The organism is Xenorhabdus vietnamensis (assembly GCF_002127535.1).
GTDB classification, from domain to species: Bacteria; Pseudomonadota; Gammaproteobacteria; order Enterobacterales; family Enterobacteriaceae; genus Xenorhabdus; species Xenorhabdus vietnamensis.
Genome location: NZ_MUBJ01000011.1, coordinates 77,771 through 99,023 on the forward strand (window position 1 = coordinate 77,771; position 21,253 = coordinate 99,023).

The 21,253-nt window shown below is 43.0% G+C and carries 18 protein-coding genes and 1 rRNA gene; 15 read left to right on the top strand and 4 right to left on the bottom strand.

The window, feature by feature from the left end; genetic code table 11:
- Positions 1-9: 9 nt before the first annotated feature.
- A complete protein-coding gene (locus tag Xvie_RS11445; protein ID WP_086109453.1) occupies positions 10-1,914 on the top strand; it encodes a Tc toxin subunit A-related protein in 1,905 nt (634 codons plus the stop codon).
- Between the two features lie 135 nt (positions 1,915-2,049).
- Here the strand turns inward: Xvie_RS11445 and mrcA are convergent, their stop codons facing one another.
- Positions 2,050-4,581, bottom strand: coding sequence for a peptidoglycan glycosyltransferase/peptidoglycan DD-transpeptidase MrcA (gene mrcA, locus Xvie_RS11450; RefSeq protein WP_086109454.1), 2,532 nt, complete (start codon positions 4,579-4,581; stop codon positions 2,050-2,052).
- A gap of 203 nt (positions 4,582-4,784) precedes the next feature.
- Between mrcA and pilM the strand changes: the two genes are divergently transcribed.
- The 11 genes from pilM (at position 4,785) to trpS (ending at position 14,678) form a co-directional block, all read left to right on the top strand.
- Positions 4,785-5,654: a type IV pilus biogenesis protein PilM gene (pilM, locus tag Xvie_RS11455; protein WP_086109455.1), complete on the top strand. Its 870-nt coding sequence runs from the start codon at positions 4,785-4,787 to the stop codon at positions 5,652-5,654.
- Positions 5,654-6,202, top strand: coding sequence for a PilN domain-containing protein (locus Xvie_RS11460; RefSeq protein ID WP_086109456.1), 549 nt, complete (start codon positions 5,654-5,656; stop codon positions 6,200-6,202). Before pilM ends, Xvie_RS11460 begins: the two co-directional genes overlap by 1 nt.
- Complete coding sequence (locus tag Xvie_RS11465) at positions 6,192-6,812, top strand: hypothetical protein (protein ID WP_208612561.1); 621 nt, start codon at positions 6,192-6,194, stop codon at positions 6,810-6,812. The genes Xvie_RS11460 and Xvie_RS11465 overlap by 11 nt, the downstream gene beginning before the upstream one ends.
- Positions 6,809-7,903: a type IV pilus secretin PilQ gene (pilQ, locus tag Xvie_RS11470; RefSeq protein ID WP_208612563.1), complete on the top strand. Its 1,095-nt coding sequence runs from the start codon at positions 6,809-6,811 to the stop codon at positions 7,901-7,903. Before Xvie_RS11465 ends, pilQ begins: the two co-directional genes overlap by 4 nt.
- A gap of 529 nt (positions 7,904-8,432) precedes the next feature.
- On the top strand, positions 8,433-8,954 hold the full coding sequence (gene aroK, locus Xvie_RS11475; RefSeq protein WP_038237472.1) for a shikimate kinase AroK: 522 nt from the start codon (positions 8,433-8,435) through the stop codon (positions 8,952-8,954).
- Positions 8,955-8,999: 45 nt separating this feature from the next.
- Positions 9,000-10,097 (top strand): 3-dehydroquinate synthase, encoded by a 1,098-nt coding sequence (aroB, locus tag Xvie_RS11480; RefSeq protein ID WP_086109457.1) that lies wholly within the window; start codon positions 9,000-9,002, stop codon positions 10,095-10,097.
- Between the two features lie 214 nt (positions 10,098-10,311).
- Complete coding sequence (locus tag Xvie_RS11485; RefSeq protein ID WP_086109458.1) at positions 10,312-11,280, top strand: SPOR domain-containing protein; 969 nt, start codon at positions 10,312-10,314, stop codon at positions 11,278-11,280.
- An 85-nt stretch (positions 11,281-11,365) separates the two neighbouring features.
- Positions 11,366-12,184 carry an adenine-specific DNA-methyltransferase gene (gene dam, locus Xvie_RS11490; protein WP_086109459.1) on the top strand — a complete coding sequence of 273 codons (819 nt, stop codon included), beginning with the start codon at positions 11,366-11,368 and terminating at the stop codon, positions 12,182-12,184.
- A gap of 58 nt (positions 12,185-12,242) precedes the next feature.
- Positions 12,243-12,917: a ribulose-phosphate 3-epimerase gene (gene rpe, locus Xvie_RS11495; RefSeq protein ID WP_086109460.1), complete on the top strand. Its 675-nt coding sequence runs from the start codon at positions 12,243-12,245 to the stop codon at positions 12,915-12,917.
- A complete protein-coding gene (locus Xvie_RS11500) occupies positions 12,917-13,639 on the top strand; it encodes a phosphoglycolate phosphatase (protein ID WP_086109461.1) in 723 nt (240 codons plus the stop codon). The genes rpe and Xvie_RS11500 overlap by 1 nt, the downstream gene beginning before the upstream one ends.
- Positions 13,640-13,643: 4 nt before the next feature.
- The gene (gene trpS / locus Xvie_RS11505) at positions 13,644-14,678 is read left to right on the top strand and encodes a tryptophan--tRNA ligase (protein ID WP_086109462.1); all 1,035 of its coding nucleotides are present in this window, start codon (positions 13,644-13,646) and stop codon (positions 14,676-14,678) included.
- A 475-nt stretch (positions 14,679-15,153) separates the two neighbouring features.
- Here trpS and yiiM read toward each other — a convergent pair whose 3' ends face one another.
- Positions 15,154-15,825: a 6-hydroxyaminopurine reductase gene (gene yiiM / locus Xvie_RS11510; protein ID WP_086109463.1), complete on the bottom strand. Its 672-nt coding sequence runs from the start codon at positions 15,823-15,825 to the stop codon at positions 15,154-15,156.
- Between the two features lie 128 nt (positions 15,826-15,953).
- Positions 15,954-16,580 (bottom strand): superoxide dismutase [Mn], encoded by a 627-nt coding sequence (sodA, locus tag Xvie_RS11515; protein ID WP_086109464.1) that lies wholly within the window; start codon positions 16,578-16,580, stop codon positions 15,954-15,956.
- 372 nt (positions 16,581-16,952) lie between these two features.
- Here sodA and acs point away from each other — a divergent pair, with 372 nt between their 5' ends.
- The 3 genes from acs to actP all read left to right on the top strand — a co-directional run bounded on the left by acs (position 16,953) and on the right by actP (position 21,042).
- Positions 16,953-18,908: an acetate--CoA ligase gene (gene acs, locus Xvie_RS11520; protein ID WP_086109465.1), complete on the top strand. Its 1,956-nt coding sequence runs from the start codon at positions 16,953-16,955 to the stop codon at positions 18,906-18,908.
- Between the two features lie 164 nt (positions 18,909-19,072).
- Positions 19,073-19,384 carry a DUF485 domain-containing protein gene (locus Xvie_RS11525; protein WP_086109466.1) on the top strand — a complete coding sequence of 104 codons (312 nt, stop codon included), beginning with the start codon at positions 19,073-19,075 and terminating at the stop codon, positions 19,382-19,384.
- Entirely contained in the window at positions 19,381-21,042 is a 1,662-nt protein-coding gene (gene actP / locus Xvie_RS11530) for a cation/acetate symporter ActP (protein WP_086109467.1), read from the top strand. Before Xvie_RS11525 ends, actP begins: the two co-directional genes overlap by 4 nt.
- Before the next feature lie 101 nt (positions 21,043-21,143).
- Here the strand turns inward: actP and rrf are convergent.
- A 5S ribosomal RNA gene (gene rrf, locus Xvie_RS11535) occupies positions 21,144-21,253 on the bottom strand.

Genomic DNA, 21,253 nt, shown 5'->3' on the forward strand with positions numbered 1-21,253 from the left:
AGCTAATTTATGCTACCAACAGGCGCTACAATTGCTTGGTACATTACCGGAAGGTTTAGATGTTACACACTGGCACCCACCACGCTTGAAAAGATTAAGGTGGACTTTAAACCCGAAGTCCGAGTCGTTGATGGTCGTCCTTTTGTGTCACCCTTTAATATACAACTCATTAAATACCAAAAAACGCTGAATAGCCGCCTGTACAATCTCCGTCACGGCCTGACGCTGGATGGCAAAGTACTGCCATTGCCACTGTATACAGGTGCCGAAGGGGATGACAGCCTGATGCGACGCAATACCGGTAGTTCCATCACCAGTTGGAACCATTTGCAGCAGCAAGTTCCGCCTTATCGTTTCCCAAGCATGTTGAAACGCGCGAGCGATGCAGTGAAACAACTCATTCAAATGGGACATCGGTTATTCGGTGCCATAGAAAGTGAGGTCAATGCCAAACAAGAAGTGCTGGAACAATCACAGGTTCTTAGATTGTCTGCTTTCGCCATCGAACTACAGCAAGAAGCCATCCAAATTGCTCAGTTGGGTAAAGCTACGCTGGAAGAAAGTAAAAAGATGGCACAAGAGCGGTATGAGCATTATCACAACTTATACGATGAGAATCTTTCCGCTCAGGAAATCTCAGCCCTCGCATTCAAAACATCATCAGAAGTTGTCAAAGCTGCGGCAGCTCCTTTTTATGCGGCAGGCGCAGCACTGGAAGTCGTCCCTAATATTTTTGGTCTGGCTGTGGGGGGTGGGAAATATGCAGCACCAATTAAAAACGCCGCCATTATTTCTGAATTGATTTCTGATGGATTAGCCCTTACCGCAGATAGACTTCAGGACAGTGCCGATTACGCCCGCCGTCGCCAAGAGTGGGAAATTGAGTACAAACAGGCACAAAGCGAAATCAATATTATTGAGCGTCAATTGCAGGAGCAGGAATTACTGATCAAAAGTGCCAATACAGCACTACGGGAAGCTCAGGCTCAACAAGCCGCAGCCCGTGAGTTATATGAGTTCATGACAACGGGGTTTTTGATCGTGCCGACCTATCAATGGCTGATGGGACGGCTTGCAGCTCTGTATGCTCCTGCCTATGACGCCGTGCTTTCGCTGTGTCTGATGGCAGAAGCAAGCTGGCGTTATGAAGTAGGGGATTATCAGCGCAGAAGCTTTATCAAAACCACGGCGTGGAATGATTCTTATCGTGGCCTGCTGGCAGGGGAATCATTACAATTGGATTTGCTGCAAATGGAAAATGCGTGGCTACAGCGCAATGAACGCCGCATGAATATCAAGAAAACTATTTCCCTCAGTGAATTACTGACAGAGAATGAATTAAAGAATCAAATCGAGAAAAAACAGATGGTCAGCTTTACACTGAATTCCAAGCTGTTTGATACCAATTATCCCGGACATTACCTGCGTCAAATCAAACGGATTTCCGTATCAATTACGCTGAGTAACTGGAATGTCACTCTAATTCCATCAACAGAAATCAGTGCCGTTCTGACCCAAACAGGCAGTTCAACACTAACCAGCGCAGATATTGAAGGGGTGAACTGGCTTTATGATCCCAACAGGAAAGCAGGCAGCAGTAAAAATATTGTTAACAACCTGCGTGCCCAACAGCAAATCGCACTTTCTTCCCTGAATGAAGATGATGGCAGTGCAGCAAAAGAAAACTGGCTGTACACCCTGATGTTTGATGATGACCGTTACCTGCCATTTGAAGGTACTGGCACCATTTCAACATGGACACTGGAGTTCCCTGATAAGCAGGTGATCAATAAAATATTTAAAGATTCTCCGTACTTATGGCGGTTAAAAGACATCAACATTCATGTGCACTATACGGCTATGGATGGAGGTAAACAATTTGCCAAGGCTGTAAAAGATAAAGTGGATAAGTAGTAGTCTGATAATAAACAGTTATTGCTATTGATTTATTGAAACTTGATTTATTGAGACTATAGAAAAAGGCTCCGTCAATTTCACGACAGGGCCTTTTGAGTTTTGGTTACTTTACATTTGATTTTTAAACATTAATCAGAACAACTCATGGCTTTCACCATTCTCAGTCACTGTCGTCCCCACATCAGGCACGGCATATTCCATCGGCTGTGTGCCATCAATGAAATACTCTTTGCGGGAATTGCCACCACCATCAGATAACTTACCCGTGACCCGATCAATCGTGGCAGAGACAATCCCAGCTGGAGGTTCTATTTTCTTCTCCGGTACACCTTCCAACGCAGCTTTCATGAAATCATCCCAAATTGGCTGAGCCGTCTTCGCGCCACCTTCGCCTTTGAGGGCCGGAGTCCGTCCCAAACTACGGCTATGTTCATCGAAACCAATCCAGGCCGTCGCCACCATATTCGGGCCATAGCCAGAGAACCACGCATCTTTAGAACTGTTGGTCGTTCCTGTTTTACCACCAATGTCACGGCGTTTTAAATCACGGGCTGCACGCCAGCCTGTCCCCATCCAACCCGGCTCACCAAAAACATTGGTATTCAAGGCATCATGGATAAGGAATGCCAACGGTGTACTGATAACGTGTGGAGCATATTGTTGATCATCCACCTTAACAATTCCCGATACGCTTTCTAACTCTGGTTGAGGCGGCAAGGCTGAATTTTGCGGAACGTCAGAGTGAGCCACGTTCTCAATGGAATCTTCAGACAATTCAATGGAACGTGCTGTTTCACCATAAATTACCGGAATATTTTCACATTGCGGGCAAGCAATTTTAGGTTTCGCTTCAAACAGCACTTTCCCTTCATCATTTTCAATTTTGCTGATGAAGTAAGGGTCAACCAAATAACCCCCGTTCGCCATTACTGCATAGCCACGAACTAATTGCATCGGCGTAAAGGAAGGAGATCCCAGAGCCAAAGACTCTGTACGTACAACGTTTTCCCCCGGAAAACCAAAGCGCTTCAAGTAATCTGCGGCGTAATCAACCCCCATAGCCCGCATGGCACGAACCATCACCACGTTTTTGGATTGCCCCAATCCCTGACGCAATCGAATTGGTCCATCATAAGTCGGTGGTGAGTTTTTCGGACGCCAATCCGTCCCAGCTCCGGCATCCCAACGGCTGATAGGCGCATCATTCAACAATGAAGCCAACGTCAGCCCTTTGTCCATTGCTGCGGTATACAGGAATGGCTTGATATTAGAGCCTACCTGACGCAACGATTGTGTCACACGGTTGAATTTACTCAGTTCAAAATCAAATCCCCCCACCAACGCTTCTACCGCACCGTTCATCGGATTGAGGGAAACCAGAGCCGCGTTAACTTCAGGGAGTTGAGCCAACCACCAAGCGTCATTGACTTTTCTGACCCAAATTTGTTCACCAGCCCGAATGACTTCATTGACACTACGTGGCACAGCCCCTTGCAGGCTGTCAGTTTTGAATGGACGCGCCCAGCGAACACCCGCCATCGTCAAATCAACTTTACTGCCATCCACCAGCATAGCCTGCGCCTGACTGGCATTGGTTTTCATCACAACAGCCGGCAACAGAGGACCATATTTGGGTAAGGTTTTCAACTTATCGATAATCTGTGTTTGGCTCCATGTTGGCTGATTGGCTTTCCATAACACTTCCTGAGGACCGCGATAACCATGGCGAACATCATAGTCAATCACATTGGCACGAACGGCATCAACAGCCGCCAACTGAGGTTTGCGCGTGATGGTGGTATAAACCTTATAACCATCTGTATAGGCATTTTCACCATAACGGTTAATCATCTCCTGACGAGCCATTTCGGTTAAATAAGGCGCAGAGAAAACAATCTGTGGAGCGTGATAACTAGCAACCAATTTCTCTTCTCTGGCTTCATCATACTGATGCCGAGTGATATATCCCTCTTCCAGCATCCGCATCAGAACCACATTGCGGCGACTAATCGCCCGATCATAGGAATAGAGCGGGTTAAAAGTTGAAGGGGCCTTCGGCAATCCGGCAATCATCGCCATTTCGCTCAATGTCAACTGATTGACACTCTTGCCAAAATAGACATGCGCCGCAGCACCAACGCCATAAGCACGATAACCGAGATAGATCTTGTTGAGATATAGCTCAAGGATTTCATCCTTAGTGAGCAATTGCTCAATCTTAATCGCCAAAAATGCCTCTTTCGCTTTACGTATCAACGTTTTCTCTCGGCTGAGAAAAAAGTTTCTCGCAAGCTGCTGAGTAATGGTACTCGCCCCCTGAGAAGCATGACCAGAAGTCATCACCACCGAAGCAGCCCGGATAATCCCGATGGGATCAACACCATGGTGTTCATAAAAACGGCTATCTTCTGTGGCAATAAAAGCTTTCATCATTAAGGGGGGCATTTCTGCCAAGGCAAGGGGCAAACGACGCTTTTCACCATATTGGGCTATTAATTCGCCATCGGCACTGAACACCTGCATAGGTGTTTGTAGTCGGACATCCTTTAAAGTCGCAACATCTGGAAGCTGTGGCTCGATATATTTGTACAAACCAAAAATCGAGGCGGTTCCCAATAAAATGCAAACAACAATAAGGATCAAAAAATACTTTATGAACTTCACCTGAGATTTCTCACGCCATGTTAATCGGGCAGTTTATAAACGATCAGTACGTAGTATAAAAGGCTTAGTGTAAAGGGATCAGTATAAAGGCTATACAACGCTATGAATATGACCTTTCACCAATACCACTTTCATAAATAGCAGCTTTTCATTAGGTTTTTGTTAACTTTAGGTTCGTTGATAGTAGATAAGGAGATCTCTACATGCATCCACCTAAATGGTATATCGGACTGGATATCCAAGATCATTACATCCGCGCCCTTGCCGCCATTAAACGCCGTGATGGCTGGCAACTTCGACATTGCTGGCAATATCACCTATCCAGCGAAATCATTTCAGGAGGGCGGCTACAAAACCCTGAAAAATTACTTCACATTTTAATGCAATGGAGAAAAATTTTACCTAAAAATCTTAGCCTAAGATTAGCCCTCCCTGTTCAGCAAACGTTGCAGCGACAGATAACCTTGCCTAACCATACTGCCTTACAGGAGCCGGAACTCGGCTGGTTTGTGCATGCCAATGCCGAAAAACAATTTCCTGTCAGTGATCTGGTATTAGATTATCGTGTTCATGGTCAGCAGATTTGCATCAGCGCAACCCGTCAAAAAGATCTCAGTCTCTGGCTGAATCTGTTCGCGGAAATCAATTTATCTCTTGATGCCATTGATATTGCGCCCTGCGCATTACGTTATCTAGCCAAAATTGCAGGAGTGCCTGATGACAGTTGGTTGATTCACAAACGCATGACGGACTGGCTATGGGTTGCCCCTGCCAACCAACCTTTCGGCTATGGGTTGGTGGCTTCCCCAGCAAATTCCCATCTGATTCAGATCATCAATCAGCTCCCCATAACGCAAGAAACAGAAAGTTATGCAGTTTATTACAGTGATGAAGAGCAATCAGCATCAGTAAAAATGACGTCAGAAGAAGCAATATCAACACCGATATCAACAAAATCGACTAATATTTGGCAACTTTTGATGGCATTCCGTCATTACCATCCCCCATTCCCAGAAAAAATGGATGCGTTCATCATTGCCGCAGGTTTAGCGCTCAGGCCGGGTGATCAGTAATGCATCAAGTCAATTTTTTACCGTGGCGGCAGAAAAAACTGAAGCGACAAGGCCAAATGTGGGGAGCATTACTTTGTTTACAACTCGTATTTTGGACAACCGGATTGGTGATCATTTCTACACTGCAAACAAACCAAATAGGACAATATCGTGGGCAATTAACGGAAATTACCCACCAATTGGCTGAATTACAACGATCAATCAAAACAACAGACCAAGCAGTGCAACATCATCATCAATTGTCACAGCTATTACGGAAAAAACGAATATTCATGGAACAGAATCAACAATATTTACAGTTATTTCGTCAACTTCCCCATTTGTTACCAGAAAACAGTTGGCTGACTGCATTTAGTGATGACAGTGGGCAATTAATTTTTACTGCCCACAGCCAAAACTATACAGATATCTCCGATTTATTGGATAACCTGACTGACGACACTTCGCTTATCAATGTACAGCTAAAAAAAATGATCACAACGGAAGATCATTTCAAAGACTTCACCATTGATGCAAATTGGTCTGCGGGAGAACCCAATGAGAAATAATCACTTTGAAGGGTTTTATCAACAATGGCTTTATCGGCCTGTCTGGCAACAGCTTGCCTTGCAACAATTACTCATCATTTCACTGCTGTTGGGGTTCTACTTTTTGATCTGGCAGAAAAATCGGCATGAGATTCACACTCTACAGGACAACATTAAGGAGCGGCAACACAATGCGACACTATCCCAACGGCGGCTTGCTGAACTACCATCCCTGCCTGAAACCCAACAGCAAATTCAGCAAATGGCGGCAAATCTTGATCAAAACAGTTATCCTTCACCAAGGCATATATCCCCGAAACAAAATACGACCATACTCAAACGGTTGCATATCCCGCTGATACGCTCTGGCAGCCAGCTAATGGAGTGGAAAAGCCACAAAGAAAACGAGCAAATTTTCTGGCATATCATGCTGTCACTAAATTATGACCAATTTCTCCATTTCTTAAATGAAATTCAAAAATTGCAGCCACCATTACTGATTAAGCACCTCTCGATTACTCCAGCCGACGGCAACCTGACAGTTCGCATGGTGTTTTCAGATCTCGCTTTGTCAGATATGGCTTTGCTCAATTCAACATTCCCTGATCCTATTCATGGGGAGAAATCATGAAGTGCCATCCTTTACTCCTCCTAACCTGTCTCTTACTACCAATATTCGGTTTTGCGACAGAAAATATTGCGGTAGAAAACCGTGCAGATGAAGAGCATGATTTCGAAATGCCAGTAAGAGATCCATTCCAACCCCCTATATATCCGGCAGAGAGCGAAACGGGCTTTTCTTCAATAGAACAAAATGGGCAAGAACAAGAGATCGAATATCAGGTGATTGCCCTGCAATATGCCGATGCTGAACAAATAGCAGGGCAATTACAGAGAAATCAGCCTGCACTACTGACAAAATGGGGGAAAATTGAACATGACCCCTTAACCAACAGCCTGATTCTGGAAGATAAATTTGATGCTATTACCCGTATCAAAAATTGGCTAAAAGAAATCGATACCCCACAACAACAAGTACAAATTACTGCTCATATTGTTACCAGTAGCAAAGAAGCCCTGCATGAATTAGGCATCCACTGGGGCGTAAATGCCGATCCACATAATCAATCAGTGGGGCTGAACCGCCTGAATCTACATCAGCCTGCCGGTAACCAGCGTCACAGGCTGGTACTGAATACAGCCCGCATTCATGCAAACTTACTAGAGCTGGAACTCAGCGCACTCGAGCAGGAAAACCAACTTGAGATCATTGCCAGCCCACGCCTAACAGCCTCACATCAACAGCCAGCCAGTATCAAGCAAGGTTCTGATATCCCTTATATTGTTCAAGACAAGGACAAAACGACTGTTCAGTTTAAAGAGGCAGTATTGGGTATGGAAGTGACACCCCATATTTTAAGGCAGGGGAAAATCCGGCTCGCACTGAAAATCAGTCAGAATGCACCCGGTTTTCCCATCAGTCAGGGTGGAAATGAAAATCTGGCCATCGATAAACAAGAGATCATAACCCAAGTAACGATTAGAAATGGGGAAACGCTGATTCTTGGGGGGATCTTTCAACAGAAAAAAACCTCAAGTTTGCAAAAAGTTCCTTACCTTTCAGACCTTCCTCTCTTGGGATCTTTATTCAACCAAAAAGGGGAACAACATAGCCGAAGGGAACTCGTAATTTTTATTACACCTCAACTGACCGATATTTAAACAAACCAAAAATACCACATAAAAATCAATCTATTAATGATGATTATTGTGTTTTTTCTACCAAATAACCCACAATTTTTCTTGGTTAGGTCTGTTTATGGATTTGACGTTGAGATTAATTTAGCATACAAGGATTATCTAATTGAGTGAGCAGAGGCTTAATATCACAAGCAGGAGTCTAACCAAATAAATTTCGAATTGCATTATAGCAGCAGGGAGCAAATCCTCATAAGCGATAGATAACTCTACGTTTATTACTATGTAACAGGGATAAATTAACGCAACCAATAAAGCAGCAATTTGAAGATGGAAGGTAGAAACCCTCAATCAGCCAGCAAAAGCATGAACCAAATGACCTAACTTAGGTTCCGTGCCAGATTTATATAGTTGCAATACAGGCTGATGTGCTGAGATAATTTTCCTATCTGATCTCACATTCTCACTCATGAGGTTTCAGTTTAGGTCCCGCGGCTAATCTGATTGGCGGGGCGGGTTATCATTAACAAACAGTCTTAGTAATACCAAAAACATGGCAGAGAAACGCAATATCTTTCTGGTTGGGCCTATGGGTGCCGGCAAAAGCACTATTGGTCGTCAGTTAGCTCAGCAACTCAATATGGAGTTTTACGACTCTGATCAAGAAATTGAGCGACGTACCGGAGCTGACGTGGGCTGGGTATTTGATGTGGAAGGCGAAGAAGGCTTCCGCGACCGCGAAGAAAAAATAATTAACGAACTGACTGAAAAACAAGGCATCGTATTGGCTACCGGAGGGGGTTCAGTTAAATCAAAAGAAACCCGTAATCGCCTGTCTGCCCGTGGTGTGGTCGTCTATTTAGAAACAACCATAGAAAAACAGTTAGCTCGTACTCAGCGCGATAAAAAACGCCCTTTACTTCAAGTTGATGCACCAGCACGAGAAGTTTTAGAAAATTTGGCTGATGAGCGCAACCCTCTTTATGAGGAAATTGCTGATGTGACCATTCGTACAGATGAGCAAAGCGCCAAAGTCGTCGCTAATCAAATCATTGAGTTACTGGAAAAAAACTGATTATAGTGAGTCCGCGCAGCGGCAAACGATAAGACGAAAGCTGATATGGAACAAGTGACTGTTACGTTAGGTGAAAGAAGCTACCCAATTACCATAGCCGAAGGGCTATTTTCTGACAATGAGGCATTCAAGCCCCTGCAAGCCGGTCAACAGGTCATGATAGTGACCAATGAAACGCTTGCACCCCTGTATCTTGAACAGGTGAAATCCACATTGCAGAGAATGGATCTTCGGGTAAATGAAGTTATCTTGCCTGACGGTGAGCAGTACAAATCACTTTTTGTGCTCAATGACATTTTTTCTGCCTTACTGGAAAATAATCATGGTCGTGACACAATACTTATCGCTCTTGGTGGTGGTGTAATTGGTGATATGACGGGGTTTGCCGCAGCTAGTTATCAACGCGGCGTTCGTTTCATCCAAGTACCCACCACGCTACTCTCTCAAGTTGACTCTTCTGTTGGTGGAAAAACAGGGGTCAACCATCCCCTTGGCAAAAATATGATAGGCGCGTTCTATCAACCGATTTCCGTTGTTGTCGATCTCAATTGTCTAAAAACATTGCCTGCTCAAGAGTTGTATTCGGGTCTGGCTGAAGTCATTAAATACGGTGTCATTCTGGATAATGAATTTTTTAGCTGGCTTGAAGGTAATATCGAGAAATTACTGGCCCTCGACAGCCAGGCAATGGCCTACTGCATCCGTCGCTGCTGCGAACTCAAGGCATTGGTTGTTGCGGCTGATGAACAAGAACGCAGTGGGATGCGTGCATTGCTAAACATCGGTCATACCTTTGGACATGCTATTGAAGCTGAAATGGGTTATGGGGTCTGGCTGCATGGCCAAGCAGTTGCTGCGGGTATGGTGATGGCAGCAAGAACATCTGAACTTGTCGGCACATTCTCGAAACAAGATACCCAACGTATCATCCGCTTGTTAAAACGAGCTAAACTGCCTATCAATGGCCCTGAAGCAATGTCCCCTGATGCTTATTTACCCCATATGATGCGTGACAAAAAAGTTTCTGCCGGGAAACTGCATCTGGTGCTACCAACAGCCATTGGGAAAGCTGTACTCCGTTCTGATATTGAGAAAAAAGTTATATTGGACGCTATTCGTCTATGTCAGCCACCTCCCCACTAGATATATTATGCTCCCCAATCAATTCCAAGATGAAGAGAATGTCTGAATATGGCAGAATTTGTGCTGAGAATAAAAGCTGAATAATGAATTATTCTCTAGCTGTTATGCTATAAAATAGCTACATTATCAAATAAAACATCATCGGTTTTAGTTAGGTCAGGCTGCTAAACCTTTTAAATAACAATTGGCAGTATTATCTCTGTTGGGAGGGTATATGGACGAATTAAAATCAGAAAACAAACAAAAAACAGAAAATGAATTAAAGCCAGATACTTCTGATCGCAGCCCTCAGCGATCCAAAAAGCAATTTAATCAACCTAAACTCGCAATATCCCGTCAACAAATGATGCTCGGTATTGGCATTCTGGTACTTTTACTTCTGATTATTGCCATCAGTTCTGCATTAAAATCCCCCACTGAGCATGAAAAACAGCAATCTTCAAATGCAACAGAAAAGAGTATTGACCTTTCGGGTTCTTCTTCAATTTCTTCTAATTCTTCTGGCAACGAGCAAGAAAATCCATTAGAGCCAGTAACCAATGGGATACGTGAAATCAGCCCGCCACCAATTAATAGCACTTCAATTAATAGTACTTCAAGTAATAACACTCCAACTCCCGCAACGGGAACTGGTGGCTACAACCAGCGCATAGAGTTACCCGGTGATATTTCTGATGCTTTGAATCAACAACAAAGTAACATTAATAATTCAGTGCAAAACAACCTGGCACAACCACAGGTTAAACCAACTAAACCAACGGTAACACCATCTGTTGAACAGAAAAAACCAGAGAAAATTACACCACTGAATCAAGAAAAACCCCAAAAAGAACATAAGGTCAGAGAAGATCATTACGCCAAAGCGACTAATAAACATGTGACAATAAATCATCAGGCCAATGGCGGTAATCTGCTGAAAGCACCTGCAAGCCGATTCACACTCCAATTGAGTAGTGCTAGCCGTTCTGATACCTTAACCGCTTTCGCAAAACATAATAACCTTTCAAATTACAAGGTTTATGAAACCAAACGCGATGGCAAGACATGGTTTATTTTGATCCACGGTAGTTACAGTTCTGTTTCTGATGCTAAGAAAGCCATTTCCTCACTTCCTGCGGAAGTTCAGGCCAAAAAACCTTGGGTCAGAAAATTACAACAGGTTCAGCAAGATCTGAAAAAATAAAACTATTTTGATTAGGCGCTGATATGCTGTCCTAAACAGAGTACAATCTGCGGCTCTGAAATTATTGAATAGCTAATTTGACGGCATGAAAAAAAAACGCGCTTTCTTAAAATGGGCCGGTGGAAAATACCCCTTGGTGGATGATATTAAGCATCATCTGCCAGAGGGCGATTGCTTGATTGAGCCATTTGTTGGCGCAGGCTCGGTATTTCTGAATACCGATTATGATTCATACATTTTGTCAGATATCAATAGCGATCTGATCAACCTGTACGACACCGTAAAATCTCGTGCAGATGAATTTATTAATCATGCCCGTCCATTATTTTCATCGGAGTTCAACACTTCCGAATACTTCTATCGCCTGAGAGAAGAGTTCAACAAAAGCAAAGATCCCTTTCGTCGCAGTATGTTGTTTCTTTACCTGAACCGCCACTGCTATAACGGCCTTTGTCGCTATAATTCTCGAGGTGAATTTAACGTTCCTTTCGGGCGCTATAAAAAGCCCTATTTTCCTGAAGATGAGCTTTACTGGTTTGCAGAAAAGTCACAGAAGGCAACTTTCATCTGCCAACATTATGAAATTGCATTGAACAATGCTCCAAAAGGCTCGGTGGTTTACTGTGATCCCCCGTATGCCCCACTTTCTGCCACGGCTAATTTTACAGCCTACCATACAAATAGTTTCAACCTCCTTGATCAGGAAAATCTGGCGGAGATCGCATATCATCTCTCGTCTCAAAAAGGCATTCCGGTACTCATATCCAATCATGACACACCAATGACACGGGAATGGTATCATCAAGCTTCTCTTTACATTGTTAAAGCCCGCCGGACAATAAGTAGAAATATTCTTGCCCGCAGTAAAGTTGATGAGCTTTTGGCGTTATACTGCCAGAAGTGATTGAGGTTTCCAGTCCCTGAAATTACGGGGATAAAACAATGAATTGGAGAAGATAATAATGAAGAAAGACTTTCTGATTGCCCCATCCATTCTATCCGCAGATTTTGCCCGATTAGGTGAAGATACCGCTAAAGTTTTGGAAGCAGGTGCTGATATTGTACACTTTGATGTCATGGATAATCATTATGTGCCAAATCTGACTATTGGTCCAATGGTCTGTCAGGCACTGCGTGATTATGGCATTACAGCACCAATTGATGTTCACCTAATGGTAAAACCGGTTGATCGCATTATCCCTGATTTTGCCAAGGCAGGTGCAACCTATATTACTTTCCATCCTGAAGCGAGTGAACATATAGATCGCACACTGCAACTTATCAAAGAACATGGCTGTAAAGCGGGCTTGGTCTTCAATCCAGCAACTCCCCTTAATTATCTTGATTACGTATTAGATAAACTGGATGTGATTCTGTTGATGTCCGTCAACCCAGGTTTTGGTGGTCAGTCTTTCATTCCAGAAACACTGAAAAAACTGAGTCAGGTGCGCAGAATCATCGATGAAAGCGGATATGATATCCGTCTCGAAATTGATGGCGGCATTAAGCCCAATAATATTGCAGAAGCGGCTCAGGCTGGCGCTGATATATTCGTTGCTGGCTCTGCTATTTTTAGTCAGCCAGATTATAAAGCGGTTATTGATGAAATGCGCCGCGAATTATCGAAGGTAGCATAATGAAAAATGACGTCGTAAAAGGAATTCGCGCTATTGCATTTGATTTGGATGGCACTCTGGTGGACAGTGCAGGCGGTCTGGCTGATGCTTTGGATCAAGCCTTGATTGCCAAAGGACTACCCGCCGCAGGTAAAGAACGAGTCGCTATCTGGATTGGCAATGGTGCCGATGTCATGGTTGAACGCGCATTGAAGTGGACTGGGGCAGATCCTTCTCCCACATTGCATAGCGAAATGCGCAAATTGTTTGATAAGTTTTATGAAGCTAGCGTCACCACAGGCAGCCAATTGTTTCCCCATGTAAAAGAGACTTTGGCAGAGCTTGCAAAACACAATTTGCCTATGGCGATTATCACGAATAAACCCACTCCTTTTATCGCCCCATTGCTGGAATCCTTGGGTATTAGTGAATATTTTTCATTGGTACTGGGTGGTGATGATGTTAAAGAGAAAAAGCCTCATCCCGCACCTCTATATTTGACAATGGGGATGCTTGGCCTGCATAAAGAAGAATTGCTTTTTGTCGGTGATTCCCGTAATGATATTTTGGCTGCACAAACAGCTGGTTGCCCTTGTGTTGGCTTAACCTATGGGTATAACTACGGAGAATCGATAGCATTAAGCCACCCAAATTATATATTGGACCATTTTCCGGATTTACTCCCAATTATTGGACTACCCACTTTGACATTATTATCCACTCTGAAAAGACAGGAAGCTTAATAAAATGAATGAACCCACTGTAATGAAACCAAACTCCCAAAAACCTATTGTATTCAGCGGCGCACAACCCTCCGGTGAATTGACCATCGGTAACTATATGGGGGCGTTGCGTCAGTGGGTTAAAATGCAGGATGAATATGATTGCATCTACTGTATCGTTAACCAGCATGCCATTACTGTGCGCCAAGATTCTAATGAACTGAAAAAACGCACTCTGGATACGCTGGCGCTTTACCTTGCCTGTGGTATTGATCCAAAGAAAAGTACCATCTTTGTCCAATCACATGTCCCACAACATTCTCAGTTGAGCTGGGTATTGAACTGCTATGCCTATTTTGGCGAACTCAGCCGCATGACTCAGTTTAAGGATAAATCAGCCCGTCACTCAGAAAATATCAATGCCGGGCTGTTTGATTACCCTGTCCTGATGGCCGCTGATATTTTGCTTTACCAAGCTAATCAGATCCCTGTGGGTAGTGATCAAAAACAGCACCTTGAATTGAGCCGTGATTTGGCATTGCGTTTTAACGCCTTATATGGCGATATATTCACTGTTCCTGAGCCATTTATTCCAAAAGGCGGCGCTCGCGTGATGTCATTGCAAGATCCGGACAAGAAGATGTCAAAGTCCGATGATAATCGCAATAACGTGATTGCTCTGCTGGAAGATCCGAAGTCTGTCGCCAAGAAAATCAAACGTGCTGTTACCGATTCTGAAGAACCACCTCGTGTACGTTATGATTTGGAAAACAAACCGGGTGTTTCTAATTTGCTGGATATTCTTGCAGGTGTAACAGGCAAAACTATCCCTGAATTAGAAGCGGAGTTTGAAGGCAAAATGTACGGTCATTTGAAAGGGACTGTTGCAGATGCTGTATGTGAAATGCTGACAGGATTACAGGAACGTTACCATCATTTCCGTAATAATGAAGCGTTACTTAACCAAATCATGGCAGAAGGAGCCGCTAAAGCACAAGCTCGTGCTCAGGCAACCTTGGATAAAGTCTATGAAGCGGTCGGATTTATCGCTCACCCATAAGTAGGGTATAAATGCCAAAGGGTATTCATTCATCCTTTGGCATTATTTTTTATCATGAATTTGTTGTAACTTTGTATTATTATTTTTTAATAAACTTCATCATCTTATCATGATGCGTTAGACTCAAACTAGACGCAAAAAGCCTCACAGCGTTAGGTCGTCTGTCTTCATCAATGTTCTTTAAATATTTCTCATACATTTCAGGCCCGGTATTTTGATAAGCTATATCAAAACGAGTCTCTGGAATGTCTCTTGAATCAACCCGTATATCCTTTATGCCATCTGGGTATTTTTTTGACTATTTTGCCAACCAATTTGGTTGTTAGGATTATTTCTACTAATCTGATTTACTGGCTCAAGTAGATTAACTTCATTTGCTTAGTTGGATGAACAGAATTTTGTGCGTAGTGTGAACTAACCTGATTTTTTAATAATTTTTCTTTCTCACTGATATCACATTAATAATATGATCACATCAATTCCCCAATAAACGTCGATTAAAATCTTCAATTTTTCCATGCAATATACGTTTTTGCATCGTCAGATTCCAACTGGCAGACAACCCAGCAGCCCCCATTAAACGACGATACTGTTCTTCATCAAATGGAGAATGAAAAGCAATGGCAATGGCTTCCTTAACAGAAACATCACTATTGCGGCTTAACAGTTTTATCGGCTCACCAGCACTTACTAAACCAGAAGAGATAACACGGTATAACCAGCCACAACGCCCATTATTTTGCATCATTGCAGCAAAATCACCGATGTTTGTAACAAAATTGAGTTTATAACATGGAGAACGTGGCTGAGTTATCTGAATCAAAGCTGTACCCCATTGGAAAATATCACCAATATAGACATTATCTTCCGTCATTCCTTCTGTAGATATGTTTTCACCAAACAAAGGGGATACAAATAATTCCATCAATTCAGGGAATTGTCTTTTCCAAAATAAGTAATGTTCTCTTGGATAATGACAAAGAGCACGATCAGGTCCACCATGAAAACGAGTTTCCGCTTGTTCATCACCTTCTAGTCCAAGCGAGGTTAGCTGTAGCCGACCATTCACCACCAGTTTATTGATTGCACTGTAACCAAGTGTTTCTGATGATAATATTTTTCCTCTATATACTTGTGGATAATACATTTTTATTTCCTCCCAATGATATAGTGAAAATGAACAAGCATTACCTAGGCATAATAGCCAAGATTATGCACAATAAAAATGCCGATCACGATCATGACCAGCATTATTGTGAAAAATAATAGAATGGATTACTTAATTTTTTCTTCGTAGCGTCTTGTCGCTTCGTCCCAGTTTACGACGCTCCAAAATGCTTTGATGTAGTCAGGACGACGATTCTGATATTTCAAATAATAGGCATGTTCCCACACATCCAAACCCACAATAGGATAACCAGAAGCACCCGCTATTTCTTCACCCATGAGTGGGCTATCCTGATTGGCTGTCGAAACAACAGCAAGTTTGCCATCGTCTTTCAGCACCAACCATGCCCAACCAGAGCCAAAGCGAGTTGCAGCGGCTTGTTCAAATTTTTCCTTGAAACTGTCAACACTTCCAAAATCACGCTCAATAGCCGCTTTCAAAGTACCTTCCAATACTGTATCCAGCTTTAGCCCTTTCCAAAACATACTGTGGTTTGAATGCCCACCCGCATTATTGCGAATGAAATTGCGTTTATCAGCTGGAATTTTATCAAGCTGTTGAACCAGATCATCAATACCCAGTTTGCTTAATTCGGGAAAAGCTTCCAGAGCAGTATTCGAGTTAGTGACATACGTCTGATGGTGCTTAGTATGATGAATTTCCATCGTCTGTTTGTCAAAATGAGGCTCTAACGCGTCATAGGAGTAAGGTAGAGAAGGCAGTGAATAGCTCATATCATATCTCCAGTTGTTTAGAATATATAAAGGATCACACCTTGTGAACGACGCAATTATTATAGTGAATTGAACAATAATGAAAATGATTATCAATTCCATATATTCACTATGGTTTCCTTTATGCGCTTACGTTTCATACCTCATTAAACTTAAAATTCAATTAATGCCTATTTGATGAAATATTTATCCATGATAAAAACCAATAGCATTATTTAATTTCAATCAAACACATTGTGCTAAATGATCATGCCATGAAATTCATTTTCTTTAATTGCGTGATCTTCCGCGCAAAAAAGAAACAAAAATACTTCTTACAGTTTAGTTAACCTTGTTTTGACATAGTATTAACAATTGCAAGGAGATAAAAATATGACTCAAATAATCAAGCATCTTATTCCTGTTGATATTGCAGATACGGCCCTGATAAACAAACAACAATACTTACAAGACTACCAGTGGTCATTACAAGACCCTGAAGGATTCTGGGGGGAGAAAGGTAAAATAGTTGATTGGATTAGGCCCTATACCAAGGTCAAAAATACCTCTTTCGATCCTGGGCATATCAGTATCTGTTGGTTTGAAGATGGCACCCTGAACTTAAGTGCCAACTGTCTTGATCGCCATTTGCAAGAGCGGGGCGATCAAACAGCCATTATATGGGAGGGGGATAATCCCGCAGAATCCCGACATGTTACGTATCGAGAATTACATCATGACATCAGCCAATTTGCCAATGTGTTGAAAAAACTTGGGATCAAAAAAGGTGATGTTGTTGCCATTTATATGCCAATGGTGCCAGAAGCTGCTGTTGCAATGCTGGCCTGTGCCCGCATTGGGGCAATCCATTCCGTGATCTTTGGTGGCTTCTCCCCGGATGCCATCGCTGGCAGAGTTATCGATTCCAATGCCAAGCTCGTTATTACCGCAGATGAAGGCTTACGGGCAGGCCGAACAATCCCATTGAAAAAAAATGTCGACGAAGCCCTGAGCAATCCGGGCGTCTCTGGCGTGACGAATGTGGTTGTTTTCAAACGCACCGGAAATACCAAAAACTGGAATAATGACCGTGACTTGTGGTGGCATGAACTGATAAAGAGTGTTAGTGCTGAGTGCCCCGTTGAAGAGATGAACGCCGAAGATCCACTATTCATTCTTTATACCTCAGGCTCTACCGGCAAACCTAAAGGTGTTCTGCATACGACGGGTGGTTATTTGGTCTACGCGTCTTTAACTTTCAAATACACTTTTGATTATCGTCCCGGAGAAATTTATTGGTGTACAGCCGATATAGGTTGGGTAACCGGACATAGTTATCTGTTATATGGGCCTTTATCCTGTGGTGCCACGACCTTGATGTTTGAAGGTGTTCCCAACTACCCTGATGTTAATCGCCTCTGTCAGATAGTCGACAAGCATAAAGTTAATATTCTTTATACTGCACCAACCGCTATTAGGGCATTAATGGCCGAAGGTGATAAAGCAATAGAAGGTACTAAACGTACATCGTTGCGCATTATGGGTTCTGTTGGTGAACCAATTAATCCAGAAGCATGGGAGTGGTATTACCAAAAAATAGGTAATAGTAAATGCCCTATCGTAGATACATGGTGGCAAACCGAAACTGGTGGGTTCATGATTACGCCACTACCGGGAGCGACCGATCTCAAAGCCGGCTCTGCTACTCTGCCATTTTTTGGCATCAGCCCGGCATTAGTTGATAATTCAGGAGAAATTTTAGAAGGAGAGTGTGAAGGCAATCTTGTTATCACGGACTCCTGGCCAGCGCAGGCGCGAACTCTGTATGGCGATCACGATCGTTTTGAACAAACCTATTTCTCCACATTCAAGGGAATGTATTTTAGTGGTGATGGCGCTCGACGTGATGAAGATGGTTATTACTGGATAACAGGCCGTGTTGATGATGTTCTGAATATTTCAGGCCATCGTTTAGGAACAGCAGAAATTGAGTCAGCTCTGGTTGCGTATCCCAAAATAGCTGAAGCTGCCGTTGTAGGAATTCCCCATCATATCAAAGGGCAAGCTATTTACGCTTATGTCACGCTAATTCATGGTGAAGAGCCTTCTCCTGAACTGTATACCGAAGTCAGAAATTGGGTTCGTAAAGAAATCGGGCCGATTGCAACACCCGATATCCTTCACTGGACAGACTCTCTGCCCAAAACACGTTCCGGAAAAATCATGCGGCGTATTTTGCGCAAAATAGCTTCTGGTGATACCAGTAATTTAGGAGATACCTCTACTTTGGCCGATCCTGGAGTCGTTGAGAAACTGCTGGAAGAAAAACAATCTATCAATATGTCGTAAAACATATAGGCCGCCGCAAGGCGGCTTGCATAACGCATCACCAAAAGCGCAGAGCTATGCAGGGACGTGGCGAATAGAGTCATGAATTCCCTCGGGTACAGCTATCCAGTATCTCGCGAAGTGGCTCAAGGTGTACCGTTTCAAATCAACAAGGAGATACTCTAATGAGTGACGACATTTATCAACAGATTGAAAATAATCCTCGCTTTAAGGAATTAGTTAAAAAGCGAGGACGTTTTGCCTGGTTGTTATCTATCATTATGTTGGTGCTTTATGTTGGTTTTATTTTTCTTATTGCTTTTGCTCCTGAATGGCTTGGAACACAACTTCATGAAAGTACCAGCATGACGCGTGGGATCCCCGTAGGAGTCGGGATCATCTTTATTTCTTTCATATTGACAGGAATTTATGTGGTAAGGGCAAATGGTGAATTTGATCGTCTGACAACAACTGTTCTCAACGAGGTGAGAAAATGAAAAAAATCGTATTGTCAGCAATATCTCTATTTTCCTCCCTCTTTCCTATCCTAGCTCAAGCAGATGCCATTTCAGGTAATGTAGAAAAACAGCCCTTGAACATTCAGGCGATTGTTATGTTCCTGTTATTCGTCGGGTTAACTCTTGGTATTACTTACTGGGCTTCAAAGCGGACTATTTCACGATCAGATTATTATACTGCAGGTGGACGTATCACTGGATTTCAGAATGGTATGGCGATAGCTGGTGACTATATGTCCGCAGCCTCTTTTCTGGGAATTTCGGCATTAGTTTATACTTCTGGCTATGATGGATTGATTTATTCCATTGGCTTCCTCGTAGGATGGCCAATTATTTTATTCCTCATTGCCGAGAGATTAAGAAACTTAGGGCGTTACACCTTTGCGGATGTCGCTTCTTATCGACTAAAACAGCGCCCTATCCGTACTCTATCCGCAATGGGTTCATTAGTTGTTGTTGCGTTATATTTAATAGCACAGATGGTTGGAGCAGGAAAACTCATAGAGCTTCTATTCGGATTAAATTATTACATCGCTGTTGTTTTGGTCGGTATTTTAATGGTGCTTTATGTATTATTTGGCGGAATGCTGGCAACAACATGGGTTCAGATTATTAAAGCAATTCTGTTGTTGGCAGGAGCAACGTTCATGGCTCTGATGGTCATGAAAGCCGTTAATTTCAACTTTCATATCCTGTTTAAAGAAGCCATTGCAGTTCACTCTCTTGGGCCAGCCATCATGAGTCCCGGAGGATTGGTATCTGACCCTATCTCTGCACTCTCTTTAGGATTAGCGTTAATGTTTGGTACTGCGGGATTGCCACATATTATTATGCGATTTTTTACCGTCAGTGATGCTAAAGAAGCACGTAAAAGCGTTTTCTATGCGACTGGTTTTATCGGCTATTTTTATATCCTGACGTTTATTATCGGATTTGGTGCAATTTTACTGGTCAGTGCTAACCCTTCGTTCAAAGATGCAACTGGAGCGTTAGTTGGTGGTACAAATATGGCAGCTGTCCATCTAGCAAATGCTGTTGGCGGTGATTTTTTCCTTGGCTTTATCTCGGCAGTTGCTTTTGCCACTATTTTGGCTGTAGTAGCAGGATTAACTTTAGCGGGCGCTTCAGCAGTATCCCACGACCTCTATGCCAATGTGATCAAAAAAGGACATGCTAATGAACGAGATGAACTAAAAGTCTCTAAAATTACTGTCGTTATTCTGGGGTTAGTTGCGATTAGTCTGGGGATATTGTTCGAAAAGCAAAATATTGCTTTTATGGTTGGGTTGGCGTTCTCCATTGCTGCAAGCTGTAATTTCCCTATTATTTTATTGTCAATGTACTGGAGCAGGCTGACTACACGTGGGGCGTTGATTGGCGGATGGCTGGGATTACTGACGGCGGTTGTATTAATGATCTTAGGTCCTACAATTTGGGTCAATATCCTTGGTCATGAGAAGCCGATTTATCCTTATGAATATCCAGCACTATTTTCTATGTTTATCGCATTTATTGGTGCTTGGTTATTTTCGGTTACAGATACATCGGAACAAGGGGCTCAGGAGAGGGTAATGTTTCGCAGCCAATTTATTCGTTCGCAGACCGGGATTGGAATTGAGCAAGGGAAAGCACATTAATTTATATTGTTTTTGCCCTCATATTTTCTATATCCCTAGCTTCAATTTCTCCAACGCAAAAAAGCCCCCCGGGGACGGGAGGCTTTCCTGACGCATTGAATGTCTGGCAGTGCCCTACTCTCACATGGGGAGACCCCACACTACCATCGGCGCTACGGCGTTTCACTGCTGAGTTCGGCATGGGGTCAGGTGGGACCACCGCGCTATTGCC